Origin of the sequence: Erythrobacter litoralis, assembly GCF_029760855.1 — a bacterium.
GTDB classification, from domain to species: Bacteria; Pseudomonadota; Alphaproteobacteria; order Sphingomonadales; family Sphingomonadaceae; genus Qipengyuania; species Qipengyuania litoralis_A.
Genome location: NZ_SOSI01000006.1, coordinates 165,199 through 179,932 on the forward strand (window position 1 = coordinate 165,199; position 14,734 = coordinate 179,932).

Sequence of the window (14,734 nt, forward strand, 5' to 3'; positions counted from 1 at the left end):
GAGTGGTATGTCAGCTAAGCCAACGCCCGCCGCCGCCCGCCTGCTAGTCGATTGCCTTGCCGAACAGGGCTGCGACCGGATTTTCACCGTGCCTGGAGAAAGCTTCCTCCAGGTCCTCGATGCATTGAGCGATACGCCGACGGTCGATCTCGTCACTTGTCGTCAGGAAGGCGGGGCCGCGTTCATGGCCTGTGCCGACGGCGCGATGACCGGGCGGCCCGGCATCGCATTCGTCACGCGCGGACCGGGCGCGACCAATGCGAGCATAGGCGTGCATGTCGCACAGCAGGATTCGCAGCCGATGATCCTGTTCGTCGGCGACGTCGATTCGACCATGCGCGGGCGCGAAGGTTTCCAGGAAGTGGACTTGCCCGCCTTCTTCGGACCCATTGCGAAGTGGGCCGCCCGCATCGATCATGCCGATCGCATCCCCGAATACGTCGCCCGTGCCTATGCCACGGCCATGTCCGGCCGGCCGGGCCCGGTCGTGCTCGCCCTGCCCGAAGATATGCTGAGCGCCGACACGCAGGCAACGCCCCGCGCCAGGCTCTCCCCGCCGCCCCAGGCGCCATTGCCCGAAGCGATGCAAACGATGATGGCCCTGATTGCCGACGCCGCCGATCCGGTCGCAATCGTGGGCGGAGCGGGATGGGACGCGCGGGCGCGCGAATACTTCCAGCTTTTTGCCGAGCGCACCGGCATACCTGTCGCCACCGCATTCCGACGGCAGGATGCGATCTCACCGAGTTCGAAAGTCTATGCCGGCAATCTCGGTTATGGCCCGAACCCCAAACTCGTCGAACGGGTGAAGCGAGCAGATCTGATTTTGGCCGTTGGTGCGCGGCTAGGCGAGGCGACGACCGACGGATACACCGTGCCGCCTCTCGACCACAGCAACCGTACGCTGATCCACGTTCATCCCGATCCGAACGAACTGAATAGTGTCTACCCAGCCGATCTCGCGATTTGCGCCGATATGGGCGAATTCGCCGAGACCGCTGCATTGTGGGATGATGACGACGGGATCGACTTCGACGCTGGCGCGCGGGCGAATGCCGAATGGCGCGATTGGGCGACCGCCCATACCGGCGATTTTCCGCTCGATATGGCAAGTTGCGTCCAATTTATGCGCGATACGCTCCCCGCCGATACGATTGTGTGCAACGGCGCGGGGAATTTCGCCGGGTGGTGGCATCGCTACTGGCGCTACGAAGGCTGGCCGAGCCAACTTGCGCCGACCTGCGGCGCGATGGGCTACGGCCTGCCCGCGGCCGTTGCCGCCGCCCTGCGTTTTCCCGAACGCACGGTGGTAGCCGTTGCCGGAGACGGCGATTTCCTGATGAGTGCCCAGGAACTCGCGACTGCGGCGCAGCACGGTGCGAACCTCATCGTCATCGTCGTCGATAACGGTGCATATGGTACCATCCGCATGCATCAGGAACGCGAATTTCCCGGCGAGAACCGGATCAGCGGAACGCGGCTCGCAAATCCTGACTTCGCCACTCTCGGCGCGGCCTACGGGGCATGGTCCGCTTTCGCCGAGACGACGGAGCAGTTCAAGGACGCGCTCGTCGCCGCCGAAGGGCGCAGCGGTCTGCGCCTGATCCATTGCAAGATCGACATCGAGCAGCTCGCCGCCAGCGGCGCGACGGTCAGCAAGCTGCGGGGCGGCTGATCAGATACCGGCCATCGACAGGATGATCGACCATTCGGACGGCTCGATCTCCGCCACCGACAAGCGTGATTGGGTGACCAGTTCGCATTCCTGAAGCTGTTCGCGCTCCTTAATGTCCTTGAGAGATACGGCGTGCGGCAGCTTGGTCTTGGGCTTCACCTTAACCGCGGCCCATTTTCCCGTCTCGTCGGTCGGATCGGTCAGGCCGGCCTCGGTAATCTCGACGATACCCACGATCTCGCGGCCGATATTGGAATGATAGAAAAACGCTTGATCGCCGACGCTCATGGCTTGGAGATTGTTCTTTGCGCGATGGTTACGAACCCCGTCCCACGTGCCCTCGCCCGCCTCTTCGAGATCGTCCCAGCTGTAGGCATCGGGTTCGGATTTCATCAGCCAGTATCGGGCCATAAACGGTAGTATCCTCGTGGTAATATTCGGGTTGTGCGACGCAGCCGTAACGGCCCGCAGCCTACGCCCGTTCCCGACCGATCCCGTCCCGCGATTAACGGGATTTTAGGCGACCTCGGCCTAGCACCGCGACGGGACGATCAGGGGCGGACTACATTGAAGCAACGTCTGGCAAAGCGCAGCGAAGCAAAAGGGGCAGATCCGCTCGTCGAAGCCTCGGTCGTGGTACACGACCGCCTTACGCTGACCATCGCTCTTGCAGCGATCATTCTTTTTACGATCACCGCGGGTTCCGTTCTGCCGCATCTCATACGCGCATGGGATGGCAGAGCTGCCGCACCGGATCTCACTTTGACCAATGCCCTGCTTCTGAACGTCGCGCTTATCCTCCTTGGCTGGCATCGCTACAAGAAGCTTTCGGCCGAATTGTCGGAACGGAAGATATCCGAAGAAAAAATGCGGCAGCTTGCCGATACGGATCACCTTACCGGCGCGCTCAATCGCCGTAGCTTCACCGAAGCGGCAAGCTCAGCCCTTTCTTCGCAATCGGATAGTGATCGTCACCTCGCTGCGATCGCAATCGATCTGGACAACTTCAAGCAGGTGAACGATCTCAATGGTCACGCGACCGGCGATATCGTGCTCAAAGAAATTTCGACGCGCGTTTCGTCATTGCTGCCGCCGGATGCGATTTTCGCGCGGTTGGGCGGAGACGAATTCGCCTGCCTCCTGCCTTACGATTCCAGCAGAGCCGAACAGGTCGAACATTTCGCAGGCATTCTGATCGAGCGGGTTTCCGCGCCAATCAAATTGCCATCGCTCGCGGTCGAGGTGACGCTCTCAATCGGTATCGCGTCGAGCGCGGACCTCTCGTCCGAGGATCGCGCCACAGGCAATGCCGGTCGTTTGATACACAAAGCGGACATCGCGATGTATCGGGCAAAAAAGAAGGGTAAGAACCGCTTTTTTTGGTTCGAGGAAGCGATGGAAACCGAATTGCGGTTTCGCAATCAACTCGAAGCGGGCATTCGCAAAGGCATCGCGAATGGCGAATTCGTACCTTATTACGAACAGCAGATCGACCTCGGTACAGGCGAGCTCACCGGTTTCGAAATGCTGGCGCGCTGGATATCGCCCGAACTCGGACTGGTCGGCCCCGACATCTTCATTCCTATCGCCGAAGACATCGGCGTCATCGCGGAACTCAGCGAAATGCTGATCTCTCAAGCCTTTGAGGATGCGAAGGAATGGGCTTCGCATCTGACCGTGTCGGTCAACATATCGCCCGTACAGATGCGCGATCCGTGGTTTGCGCAGAAGATCTTGAAGCTGCTGGTGCAGCACCGCTTCCCCCCCCATCGTCTCGATATCGAAGTGACCGAAAGCTGCCTTCACGAGAATGTCGGCCTCGTCCGTTCGATGATCACGAGCCTCAAGAATCAGGGGGTGCGGATCAGTCTAGACGACTTCGGCGTCGGCTATTCGAGTCTTTCGCAGTTGCGGAGCCTGCCGTTCGATCGCCTCAAGATCGACAAGAGCTTTGTCAGCGAGCTGCGGAAGAAAGACGAAAGCGCCAAGCTGGTGGATGCGATCATTTCCATGAGCAAGGGCTTGCAGATGCCCGTTACCGCTGAAGGGATCGAAGACGCCGAAGTGCTCGAAGCACTTCAGAAAATGGGCCAGATGAAGGGCCAAGGCTATCATTACGGCCGTCCCGAGCCGATCGAAGCGGTACGCATCCGCCTCGCTGGAGCGGGACTGCTACGCGAAACCGAAGACGAGGAGGACGAGATCTGTCCCGCAAGCATTCTCGCCGCCGGGGAAGCACAAGCCTCCTGACACTGGACGCTACCCTGCACAGCGCATAGATGCGCGCACGATGCGCGCTGATTTCATCAAGATGCACGGACTGGGCAACGATTTCGTCGTGCTCGACACACGTGACCGCGATGTGCCGATCCCTTCGGCAAGCGTTGCTCAGGCGATTGCCGATCGCCAGACCGGCGTAGGCTGCGACCAGATGGTCCATCTCTCATCGAGCGACCGGGCCGATGTGCGCATGCGTATATTCAACCGCGATGGCGGGGAAGTCGGCGCCTGCGGCAATGCCACGCGAGCCGTCGCCCTGCTGCTTGGCAAGCCCTGCCGGATCGAGACGGCGGACCGGATCGTCGAGGCTGTTCCCGGCGGCGGCAATGCCAGCGTGGACATGGGCGCACCAAGGTTAGAATGGGATGCCATTCCCCTCGCCTATGCGATGGACACCCTCGCCATGCCGGTCGGCTGGGACGAGCTATATAGCCCCGCAGCGGTAAACGTCGGCAACCCGCACGTCATTTTCTTCGTGAACGACTGCGACGCGGTTTCGCTGGACACTCTCGGCCCCCTGATCGAAAACGACCCTCTGTTTCCCGAACGGATCAATGTGAACGTCGCGACGGTCCAGGGCGAGAATCGCATCCGCCTTCGCGTCTGGGAACGGGGCGCGGGCCTGACACGCGCCTGTGGAACCGGAGCCTGTGCGACTGCCGTGGCGGCGATGCGACGCAAGCTCGTCCGCTCGCCCGTGACTGTGGAACTGCCCGGTGGCGAACTGGAGATCGAATGGTCGGACGGCGGCTCAATCAAGATGAGCGGCCCGGCAACCGAAAGCTTTCGAGGGTCCTTCGAATGGGACGACTACGCGTGAGCGGTGCGCAGGTTATCTCTCTCGGATGTCGGCTGAATATCGCGGAAAGCGAGCGTATTCGCGCGATGCTGGGAACTGCGGGTGATACGGTCGTCGTCAATAGCTGCGCCGTTACCAACGAAGCGGTTCGCCAGACCCGGCAAGCCATCCGCCGGGCGCGGCGCGCTAATCCGGACGCGCGGCTGCTGGTTACGGGCTGCGCCGCCGAGACCGAACGGGCGCAGCTTGCGCAAATGCGAGAAGTGGACGGCTTCGTCGCCAATGCCGCCAAGCTCGATCCCCGTGCATGGAACATCGCGCCATCGCAGAATGCCGCCCCTCCCCGCCGCACGCGCGCGTTCATCGCGATACAGAACGGCTGCGACCACGCCTGCACCTTCTGCATCATCCCTCAGGGGCGCGGCGCGAGCCGCTCGCAATCGATCGCGGCAGTGTGCCGCGAGGTGGAGCGTCATCTCGAAGAGGGCGCAAAAGAGATTGTGCTGACCGGGGTGGACGTGACGAGCTGGGGCCACGACCTTCCCGGACAGCCGCCGCTCGGCAACCTGGTGACCGCCATCCTCGCGCGCTTTCCCGCGCTCGAGCGCCTGCGCATGTCGTCGCTCGACGGGATCGAGATCGATCCCCTCCTCTTCGAACTGTTCGCCAGCGAGCAGCGCGTGATGCCGCATTTGCACCTGTCCCTCCAGCATGGGCATGACCTCATCCTGAAGCGCATGAAGCGGCGCCATCAGCGCAGCGATGCCATGCGATTAGTCCATGATCTCAAGGCGAAGCGGCCGGACATCGCGATAGGTGCTGATCTCATTGCCGGCTTTCCGACCGAGTCCGACGAGCATCATGCAGCAAACCTCTCGATTGTCCGCGATCTTGAGATCGTCCACGGACACATCTTCCCTTATTCGCCGCGGCACGACACGCCCGCAGCGCGAATGCCGCAGGTACCGCGCGAAACGGTGAAGGCGCGCGCTGCCGAGTTGCGCGCGGTCGTTGGCGAGGTACGCCACCAATGGCTCGGCTCGCTACTCGGCCGACCGCAAGCCATTCTTGTCGAACGCGATCGCACCGGCCATGCGGAAAACTTCGCCCGCATCGGCGCACCGGCGGAGGCGGAAATCGGCAGTATCGCGTACGTAACCCCTTCCCGGATCGAGGACACCCTTTTGATATGAGTACGCCCAGCTGGAAAGAGCGGCTGTTCGGCGGCTTTCGCAAGACATCCGAGCGGCTGACCGGCAATCTTACCGAAGTCGTCGGCACGGCCAAGCTCGACGATGCGACATTGGACGATGTCGAGGATGCGCTGATCATGTCGGACCTCGGGCCGAGTGCTGCGGCCCGCATCCGCGACAAGCTGGCCGAAAAGCGCTTTGGCCTTGAAATCAGCGCGCAGGAGTTGAAGGAAGCCGTCGCCGAAGAGATTGCCGCTATTCTGCGCCCGGTGGCAAAACCGCTAGAAATCACTGCATTCCCGCGCCCGCAAGTGGTGCTGGTGATCGGCGTAAACGGCAGCGGGAAGACCACCACGATCGCCAAGCTCGCCCATCTGTTTCAGGAAGACGATTACGAGGTCATGCTGGCCGCCGGCGACACCTTCCGTGCCGCCGCCATCGGTCAGCTTGCGACTTGGGCAGACCGGGTCGGCGTGCCGCTGGTGCGCGGCCCCGAAGGCGGCGACCCGGCAAGCATCGTGTTCGATGCGGTAAAAAGCGCCACCGATCGCGGGACCGATGTGCTGGTGGTCGACACGGCAGGCCGCCTGCAGAACAAGCGCGAACTGATGGATGAGCTGGAAAAAATCCGCCGTGTGCTGGGCAAACTCAATCCCGAAGCGCCCCATGACGTGGTGCTGGTCCTCGATGCGACGAACGGACAGAATGCACTTTCGCAGATCGACGTGTTCAGGGAAGTCGCCGGCGTCACCGGTCTAGTTATGACTAAGCTCGACGGCACGGCGCGCGGCGGCGTGTTGGTGGCGGCGGCCGAGCAGTACGGTCTGCCGATCCATGCCATCGGCGTGGGCGAGAAGATCGACGATTTGCGCCCCTTCGATCCCGATCTCGTCGCGCGTGTGATTGCCGGGGTGGCGTGATGAGTGAGAACAAACCCAAACCCAAACCTAAAACCGGCTGGCTCAATACGCTGGTCGATTACGGCCCACTCATCGTATTCCTCGGCGTGTACAAGTTCTACCAGCCGCCCGAAACCTCGACCTTCGGCGAGATCGCGGCGGTGATCTACGGCACCATTGCCTTCATGGTCGCAGCCGTCGTGGCGCTTGCCTTCAGCAAGTGGAAGTTCGGCCACGTCAGCCCGATGCTGATCCTTTCGACCACGCTGATCGTGGGTTTCGGCGGCCTTACCATCTGGCTGCGCGACGAACGCTTCATCCAGTTCAAGCCGACCGCGATATATCTGCTGTTCGGAACCGTACTGGTAATCGGTTGGCTGCGCGGGCGCGCATGGCTTCAGGTGCTTCTGGAAGCGGCGTTCGAAGGCGTGGACCATGCCGGCTGGCTGAAGCTGTCACGCAACTGGGGTTTCTTCTTCTTCGCCCTCGCCGCACTAAATGAGGTGCTGGTACGCACCATGAGCTTCGAAAGCTGGCTCTGGGCAAAAATCTGGGTGTTTCTCCCGCTGACTTTCGTCTTCACCTTTACACAAATCCCGATGCTGCTTCGCCACGGCCTATCGCTTGAGGACAAGGACGAGGTGGTGAAGGACGAACCGCCAACGGGTTGAGTTTCGACATGCAGATTAGCGTCGAGAGCAGCCCGTCTGATGAAGCCCTCCGCGCGCTCAGCCGAGGCATCGTCGACTTCAACTTCAGGGCAAATCCCGATCTCCAGTCGAATAACGCCGAGTTAAAATTTCACGTTATCACGCGTGACGATAACGGCGTCATGAAAGGCGGCCTGCGCGCTTTAATGGCCACGTTGCCCGGTCGACCGAGAGGCCATGCGTCGCACTATCTCAGCGAGACGCTGGGCGGGTCTCGCTCCTAGATCTCGACCTGGCTTCCTAGTTCCACCACGCGATTGGTCGGCAGGCGAAAGAAATCCATCGCGGTCGCGGCATTCCGCAGCATCCAAGCGAAAATCTTTTCACGCCACAGCATCATGCCGGGATTGGCGCTCGGCAGCAGCGTCTGACGGCTCAGGAAGAAGCTGGTATGCATCATGTCGAATTCGCCACCGCAGCGTGTCATGCTCTTCAGGCCCTGCGGCACGTCGGTCTCTTCCATGAATCCGTAATGGAGGACGGCGCGGTAAAAACCGTCGCCCAGATCTTCCAGTTCGCAGCGCCGGTTCGGATCGACATAAGGCGAATCGTCGATCAGCACGGTCAGGATAATTACGCGCTCGTGTAGCACCTTGTTGTGCTTGATGTTGTGCAGCAACGCCGAAGGTACGCCCGCGGTCTGGCTGGCCATGAAGATCGCGGTGCCGGGAACGCGGGTCGCGCTGTTCTTGGCTGACTTCGCAAAAATTTCGATCGGCAGCGCTACCTCGCTCATCCGCTCCCGCATCAGTTTGCGGCCCTTCGCCCAAGTGGTGAGCAAAGTGAAAGCGATCGCGCCTATCAAGAGCGGGAACCAGCCGCCGTCCGGCACCTTGGGCAGGTTGGCCGCGAAATAGGCGCCGTCGACGAACAGGAACAGGACGAAGACCGGGAGAGCGAACCACCACTTCCATTTCCAAACCGCGAAGAGCAGCACGCCCATCAACATGGTATCGATGAACATCGCACCGGTCACCGCGATGCCATAGGCGGCGGCAAGATTGCTCGAGCTCTGGAACATCAACACGAGCAGGATGACGGAGACCATCAGTGCGTTGTTGACGAAGGGAATGTAAATCTGCCCCTGCTCGCTCGCGCTCGTGTGTTCGGTTGACAGGCGGGGAATGAAGCCGAGCTGGATCGCCTGGTGGGTGATCGAGAATGCGCCTGAGATGACCGCCTGGCTTGCTATGAAGGTGGCGGCCGTCGCCAGAAATACGAGCGGCAGGCGCAGATATTCGGGCGCCATGATGAAGAACGGGCTTTCCATCGCCGCCGCCGTTTCCGCCGGATCCATCGCAGCGATCATCGCCCCCTGCCCGAAATAATTGAGCAGCAGGCACGGCATGACGAAGCCGAACCACGAAAGGCGCATCGGCCCCCGTCCGAAATGGCCCATGTCGGAATAAAGCGCTTCCGACCCCGTTACCGCGAGAACGACCGAGCCGAGGGCGAGAAAGGCGATCGGCCCGTCCGCAATGAAGAAGCGCACCGCCCAGATCGGATTGAGAGCCTGAAGGATATAGGGGTTCTGGAAAATCTGGATCGTGCCCAGCACAGCGATCACCGCGAAATAGACGATCATGATCGGGGCGAACAGCTTGCCGACTGTCGCCGTGCCGCGCTTCTGGATCAGGAACAGGCCGACCAGCAGAACCAGTGCAATCGGGATGACCAAGGGCTGGAGCCCCGCATTGACTACTGTCAGCCCCTCGACCGCCGAAAGGACGGAAATTGCCGGCGTAATCATGCTGTCGCCATAGAACAGGGCGGTGGCGAACACGCCGAGCAGAATTGTGATCCAGCCATAGCCGGACCCGCCGATATGGCGGGTCAGCAATGCGACGAGGGCCAGCGTGCCGCCCTGCCCCTTATTGTCGGCCCGCATCAGGATCGACACGTACTGGATCGAGACGATCAGCGTCATCGACCAGAATATCAGGCTGACGACCCCGTAGATATGCAGGGTGTCGATCGCGAGGCTGTGCGAACCGAGGAAAGTCTCACGGAAAGCGTAAAGCGGGCTGGTGCCGATATCTCCAAACACCACGCCCACGGCACCCAAGGCGAGCGTCGCCTTGGAGCCCTTACCGTGGTCGCCTCCGTGCTGCTGCGAACCGGGCACGCCTTCGGGCGTCGGTTCCACGGTATCCGCAGTCGCCTGGCTCATTGTGGAGTTACGCCTTGCCGCCCATCTGGTTCGTCTTGCCCGATCGCAGTTTCGCCATCGGCAAGGCGGCGGCCCTTAGCAGGGCGCGAAACAGGCGGCAATATCAAGGGCTGCAACCTTAGTTGCGCGAAGCGGCAGTGGTGGAGCGCCTCGCTTCGATAGCCTGTTCAAGCTGCCGAACTTGGAAGGAAACCGCTTCTCGCCACGCGGCATCTTCCGGCGCTGCCATAAGGGAGCGGTCCCACCAGTCGAGCGCTTCGCCGAGGTCGCCGGCATTGAGAGCGGACAAGCCGACGAAATATTGCGGAGCGCCGTTCACAGGTGGAACGGTCAGAGCGCGCTCGAAAGCGTAGGTCGCCGCGGGAGTCGAGGTGCTATCCGCATGGGCAACCAGCGCCATGCCGAGCGCGAGCCAGCCTTCCTGATCGTCTGGGTTCTCTTCGACCGCGACTCGATAGAACTGCGCGGCTCGTTCGTAGTCGCCTCGGCGCGCGAAGGCATCGGCGGTCACGATCCAGTTCGACGGCAGGCGTTCCGTATCGTAGAACTGGCGCCGGGCCGCGACCATTTGCTCGCCATTCCCGTCCGCTTCGGCGATCGCCGCACGAGGCGATGCTGCCAGTTCGGGCGAACCCTGCGCCGCATAGCCCGCAAGGCCGAACAACAGCGCAGCCCCGAACAATGTCCAGCCGGAACGGCGCAGGCGGAGCGCAACGACTGCAAGCGCAAAGGCGGCCGCCGGCAAGGCAATGATCGCCAGCCAGCTCAACGCTGCCTCCGGAACCGGCGGAACAGCAGCGCGCCCGCCAGCAAGGCCAGCGCCCCCGGAATGGCGAAAAGGGGCCACGTGCTGGTGTTGAGCGCCGGCGAGTAGCTTACGTAATTGCCGTAGCGATCCATCAGCCAACCGCGCACAGCTTCCGGTTTTTCTCCCGCTGCGATACGGATGCGGACCTGGTGACGCATATCGCCCGCCATCGGCGCATCGCTATCGGCAATGGATTGGCTCTGGCATTTCAGGCAGCGCAGCGTTTCCATGAGGTCTTGTGCTACGGCCTCCTGAGCAGGATCGTCGAGCTGGCGATAGGCATAAGGCGCGGGCGGCATGGCGTCCTGCGCGGCGACAGGTGCCGCGACGAGAAGGGTCAGAAGGGCAATCCCTCTCATGCTCCGGCCTTTCGGAGTTCTTCGAGCAACACAGGCACGTCGGGCGCGCGAACATCGCCGATATGCTGATAGGTGATGACCCCATCGCCATCGATCACGAAGGTTTCGGGCACCCCGGACGAACCGATGCCGAGCTGCACTTCGGACACGTCGTCGCGCCCAATGCTGCTATAGGGATTCCCATGTTCGTCTAGGAACGCCGCGATGTCTTCGGGCTTATCGCGGATGGCAATGCCGACGATGTCCGCGCCCCGCCGTTCCAGTTCGGCAAGCTGCGGCGCTTCCGCAATACACGGCAGGCACCAACTGGCCCAAATATTGAGCAGACGCGGCCGACCGTCCGCAAAATTGGCGCTGGTCACGCTCGGTCGGCCTTCGACTGCCGACGGAAGTTCGAAATAGGGGAGCTTTTCGCCGATCATTGCGCTGCGGACGAAATCGTCCTTCGGTTGCGACAGGCTGTATGCGGCGACTGCAAGGAAGCCTGTAAACGCGGCGATGGGGAACCAGAGACGCCAGTTCATGCGAAGGCTTCTGCATCTTCGCGCCGCTCATCGACACGTCGCCGAACCCGCCGGCGTTTGATATCGCCGACCACCCTCCCGATCAGCGACAGGACGCCGCCCAGCGCAATCAAGCCGCCGCCATACCAGATGAAGGTGACAAACGGCTTCCACCACAGGCGGATCTGCCAGCGACCGTCCTGCGCTTCCCCGCCCAGAACCGCATAAAGCTGGCCGTTCCACCGGGTGACGAGCTCACTCTCGGTCGTCTGCTGCGCAGGCGCCCAGAAGCTTCGAGCCATGGGGGCGATCTCGACCGGCGCATCGCCTTCGTAGCGTACGACCATGCGCCCGGCGAGTGCCGTCCAATTCGGCCCCGCCTGCGGCTCGACGGCGGCCAATCGTACACGCCATGGCCCTACCGTAGTATCCTGCCCCGCCTGAAGCGCCGCCAACCGCTCGGTCGAAAAGGCGCTCTCGCTGGCCATGCCGAACAGTGCGACCGCGATGCCGAAATGCGCGATCACCATGCCCCACGTGGCGAGCGGCGTTTTCAGCAAACGCCGACCCCGCAGCGGTAGGAAACTCGCAATGCCCAGCGTCAGTGCGAAAGCTAGGCCGAGCAGAGGAAGGAAAGCGATATCGGCAAGCAAGCCAATCGCTGTGAGTCCGGCGATCAGCAATGCGCCGATCAGCACTACCTCCTTCCCGATGCGCCCCCATCGATCCCGCCGCCAACGCAGGAGCGGGCCGACGGCCATGATGGCGAACATCGGAATGGCGAAGATGGCAGAGACCGGATTGAAATATGGCGGACCGACCGAAACCCGCACGTCGAACGCTTCGGTCAAGAGGGGATATAGGGTGCCGAGCAGCACAATGGCCAGGATCGCGCTCAGCATGACGTTGTTGACCACCAGCGCCCCCTCGCGGCTGGCGACGGCGAACCGCTTGCCTTCCGCGATGGTCGAGGCCCTCAAGGCGAACAGCAGCAAAGCGCCGCCGATATAGATTGCCAGCAGGAACAGGATGAATGTTCCCCGCTCCGGATCGACGGCGAAGGCATGAACGCTCGTCAGGATGCCGGAGCGCACGAGGAACGTACCGACCATACTCATCGAGAAGGCGACCACGCCAAGCATGATCGTCCACACCCTGAGGGCATCGCGCGATGCGAGGACCGAGACCGAGTGGAGCAGGGCCGTCGCGGCGAGCCACGGCATGAGGCTGGCATTTTCCACCGGGTCCCAGAACCACCAGCCGCCCCAGCCGAGTTCATAATAGGCCCAGTAACTACCTGCCGTGATGCCGAGCGTCAGAAAGACCCACGCGACCAGCACCCAGGGACGCATCACGCGCGCGAAATCGGGCGTCACCTCCCGGGTGATGAGCGCACCGACCGCGAAACTGAAGGCGACCGACAAGCCGACATAACCGAGATAGAGCGTCGGCGGATGAAGGGCCAAGCCGATATCCTGCAACAGGGGATTTAGGCCCAGTCCCTCGGCCGCCGCAGGTTCGAGCCGGGCGAACGGGTTGGAACTCAAAAGCAGGAAAGCGTAGAAGCCGAGCGCCACGAACCCCTGCGCCGCCAATGTCGCCTGCATCGTGCGTTCGGGCAAGCGCTTCTCGACCAACGCGATCAGGGCCCCGGACAGCGCCATCACGGTGACCCACAACAGCATCGAACCTTCGTGGTTGCCCCAGGCACCGGAGACCTTGTAGATCCACGGCTTCATCGAATGCGAATTCGCCGCAACCAGTTCGACCGAGAGATCGGTCACCGCGAAAACGTAAAGCAGCGCCAGAAAGGAAACGAGCGCCAAGGTACCCTGTACCACCGCACTCGGGCGAGAAATTTGCGCGATCTCGCCATCCGGGCCGGTGCGCAAGGCCAGCGCGCCCGCCACCATCTGCAGAAAGGCGAGCGCTGCGGCGAGCCACAGCGCGGCGAGACCGAGTTCCGCAATCATTCGAGCCCGACCGTCGTTTCCTCGGCCATCTCGGCAGCCTGATGCTCGCTCATGCCTTCGAGCTCGCGAGGCACGTAATTCTCATCATGCTTGGCGAGAAGGTTGTCGGCGACAAAGATGCCGTCCGGACCCAGCCGGCCTTCGGCGACCACGCCGGAACCCTCGACGAAGAGATCGGGCACGATCCCGGAGAATCTCACCGGAATGCGAGAGTTTTCCCGGCCAGTGACGGCAAAATCGATCGTCACTCCGTCGCTCAGCGTCATCAGCGATCCCGGCTCGACCATGCCGCCAAGCCGCACGGCCTGACCGACGGCGGGCGGATCGTCGCGCATTTGTTCGGGAAGGTAGAAATAGCTCGCTTGGTTACGCAGCGCGTAGCCCGCAAGCAGCCCCGCCGCGACCAGCGCGATCAGTGCCAGCACGACAAGTACGAGCCTCTGGTGCTTGGGTTTTAGCGCGCTCATCGTCTGCGAGCCCGTTCACGTTTCGCCTCGGCACGGCGCATCGCGATCCAGCTCCACGCGACCAGCGCGAGGGTGGCGAGGATCGCCACGGCGAAAGCCGCGATTACGAATGGCCATTGATCGAGCGTTTCGCGCATCAGATCGCCTCCAGCGCCTTGCGCCTCAGCCGCGCCTCGGCCTGCCGTTCGGCCAGCAAGGCGCGCATCCGGGCGAGGACCACGCCGCCGAAAACGAGCGAGAAGCCCAGCGCGGCGATAAGGAGGGGCACGAGAAATTCGGCATCGATGGCGCTTTTGCCCATTGTGATGCTGGGAGGCTGGTGCAGCGAATTCCACCACACTACGCTGCGATTGATGATCGGAATATTCACCGCCCCGATCAGCCCGAAAATCGCCGGAATACGGGCAGATACGCCTTCGCGATCAGCCGCCTGTGCAAGCGCGATGTAGGCGACATAGAGGAAAGCCAGCACCAGCATCGAAGTCAATCGCCCGTCCCATACCCACCATGTGCCCCATGTGGGCCGGCCCCAAATCGAGCCGGTGATGAGGCAAATCACGGCGAAGACCAGACCGGGGACCGCCGCCGCGCGGGCGGCGATCGCGGCGAGCGGATGCCGCCAGACGAGATAGACGAGGCTCGCCACGGCAATTGCGCTCCACCCTGCCATACCGAGCCACGCAGTCGGCACGTGGATGAAGATTATCCGCACAGTCTCGCCCATCAACCGGTCGGGCGGCACGACAAACAGGCCCCACGCCAGCGCCCCGCCCGCCATAACCAGACCGCCAGCCAGCAGCAGAGGCGTGAGCCAGCGTGCGAGGCTCAGGAAGCGTTTCGGATTGGCGAAGCCGTGCATGTCGATTTCTTCGGCGCTTTTACAGGGGCGCGCCTGACC

16 protein-coding genes are annotated in these 14,734 nt (G+C 62.3%); 7 read left to right on the forward strand and 9 right to left on the reverse strand.

Annotation, left to right across the window (positions count from 1 at the left end; translation table 11 throughout):
• Positions 1-7 precede the first annotated feature (7 nt).
• Positions 8-1,675 carry a thiamine pyrophosphate-binding protein gene (locus tag E3U23_RS12320; RefSeq protein WP_279351577.1) on the forward strand — a complete coding sequence of 556 codons (1,668 nt, stop codon included), beginning with the start codon at positions 8-10 and terminating at the stop codon, positions 1,673-1,675.
• Here the strand turns inward: E3U23_RS12320 and E3U23_RS12325 are convergent, their stop codons facing one another.
• The gene (locus E3U23_RS12325) at positions 1,676-2,086 is read right to left on the reverse strand and encodes an EVE domain-containing protein (protein WP_279351578.1); all 411 of its coding nucleotides are present in this window, start codon (positions 2,084-2,086) and stop codon (positions 1,676-1,678) included. It abuts the gene before it with no gap.
• A gap of 156 nt (positions 2,087-2,242) precedes the next feature.
• Between E3U23_RS12325 and E3U23_RS12330 the strand changes: the two genes are divergently transcribed.
• The 6 genes from E3U23_RS12330 to E3U23_RS12355 are packed head-to-tail and all read left to right on the forward strand — an operon-like array spanning position 2,243 to position 7,780.
• Positions 2,243-3,925 (forward strand): putative bifunctional diguanylate cyclase/phosphodiesterase, encoded by a 1,683-nt coding sequence (locus E3U23_RS12330; RefSeq protein ID WP_279351579.1) that lies wholly within the window; start codon positions 2,243-2,245, stop codon positions 3,923-3,925.
• 40 nt (positions 3,926-3,965) lie between these two features.
• Entirely contained in the window at positions 3,966-4,775 is an 810-nt protein-coding gene (dapF, locus tag E3U23_RS12335) for a diaminopimelate epimerase (RefSeq protein ID WP_279351580.1), read from the forward strand.
• A complete protein-coding gene (mtaB, locus tag E3U23_RS12340) occupies positions 4,757-5,947 on the forward strand; it encodes a tRNA (N(6)-L-threonylcarbamoyladenosine(37)-C(2))-methylthiotransferase MtaB (protein ID WP_279351581.1) in 1,191 nt (396 codons plus the stop codon). The genes dapF and mtaB overlap by 19 nt, the downstream gene beginning before the upstream one ends.
• Positions 5,944-6,867 carry a signal recognition particle-docking protein FtsY gene (gene ftsY / locus E3U23_RS12345; protein ID WP_279351582.1) on the forward strand — a complete coding sequence of 308 codons (924 nt, stop codon included), beginning with the start codon at positions 5,944-5,946 and terminating at the stop codon, positions 6,865-6,867. Before mtaB ends, ftsY begins: the two co-directional genes overlap by 4 nt.
• On the forward strand, positions 6,867-7,517 hold the full coding sequence (locus tag E3U23_RS12350) for an inner membrane-spanning protein YciB (protein ID WP_279351583.1): 651 nt from the start codon (positions 6,867-6,869) through the stop codon (positions 7,515-7,517). The genes ftsY and E3U23_RS12350 overlap by 1 nt, the downstream gene beginning before the upstream one ends.
• The gene (locus tag E3U23_RS12355) at positions 7,514-7,780 is read left to right on the forward strand and encodes a hypothetical protein (protein ID WP_279351584.1); all 267 of its coding nucleotides are present in this window, start codon (positions 7,514-7,516) and stop codon (positions 7,778-7,780) included. The genes E3U23_RS12350 and E3U23_RS12355 overlap by 4 nt, the downstream gene beginning before the upstream one ends.
• Here the strand turns inward: E3U23_RS12355 and E3U23_RS12360 are convergent.
• The 8 genes from E3U23_RS12360 to ccmC all read right to left on the reverse strand — a co-directional run bounded on the left by E3U23_RS12360 (position 7,777) and on the right by ccmC (position 14,695).
• Positions 7,777-9,726 carry a potassium transporter Kup gene (locus E3U23_RS12360; RefSeq protein WP_279351585.1) on the reverse strand — a complete coding sequence of 650 codons (1,950 nt, stop codon included), beginning with the start codon at positions 9,724-9,726 and terminating at the stop codon, positions 7,777-7,779. The genes E3U23_RS12355 and E3U23_RS12360 overlap by 4 nt on opposite strands.
• A gap of 118 nt (positions 9,727-9,844) precedes the next feature.
• On the reverse strand, positions 9,845-10,495 hold the full coding sequence (locus tag E3U23_RS12365) for a tetratricopeptide repeat protein (RefSeq protein ID WP_279351586.1): 651 nt from the start codon (positions 10,493-10,495) through the stop codon (positions 9,845-9,847).
• Entirely contained in the window at positions 10,492-10,893 is a 402-nt protein-coding gene (locus E3U23_RS12370) for a cytochrome c-type biogenesis protein (RefSeq protein WP_279351587.1), read from the reverse strand. Before E3U23_RS12370 ends, E3U23_RS12365 begins: the two co-directional genes overlap by 4 nt.
• Positions 10,890-11,417, reverse strand: a complete 528-nt coding sequence (locus E3U23_RS12375) for a DsbE family thiol:disulfide interchange protein (protein ID WP_279351588.1) — start codon at positions 11,415-11,417, stop codon at positions 10,890-10,892. Before E3U23_RS12375 ends, E3U23_RS12370 begins: the two co-directional genes overlap by 4 nt.
• Complete coding sequence (locus E3U23_RS12380; RefSeq protein WP_279351589.1) at positions 11,414-13,369, reverse strand: heme lyase CcmF/NrfE family subunit; 1,956 nt, start codon at positions 13,367-13,369, stop codon at positions 11,414-11,416. The genes E3U23_RS12375 and E3U23_RS12380 overlap by 4 nt, the downstream gene beginning before the upstream one ends.
• Positions 13,366-13,836, reverse strand: coding sequence for a cytochrome c maturation protein CcmE (gene ccmE / locus E3U23_RS12385; protein WP_279351590.1), 471 nt, complete (start codon positions 13,834-13,836; stop codon positions 13,366-13,368). Before ccmE ends, E3U23_RS12380 begins: the two co-directional genes overlap by 4 nt.
• Complete coding sequence (locus E3U23_RS12390) at positions 13,833-13,973, reverse strand: hypothetical protein (protein WP_279351591.1); 141 nt, start codon at positions 13,971-13,973, stop codon at positions 13,833-13,835. Before E3U23_RS12390 ends, ccmE begins: the two co-directional genes overlap by 4 nt.
• Positions 13,973-14,695 carry a heme ABC transporter permease CcmC gene (gene ccmC / locus E3U23_RS12395; protein ID WP_279351592.1) on the reverse strand — a complete coding sequence of 241 codons (723 nt, stop codon included), beginning with the start codon at positions 14,693-14,695 and terminating at the stop codon, positions 13,973-13,975. Before ccmC ends, E3U23_RS12390 begins: the two co-directional genes overlap by 1 nt.
• Between the last annotated feature and the right edge of the window lie 39 nt (positions 14,696-14,734).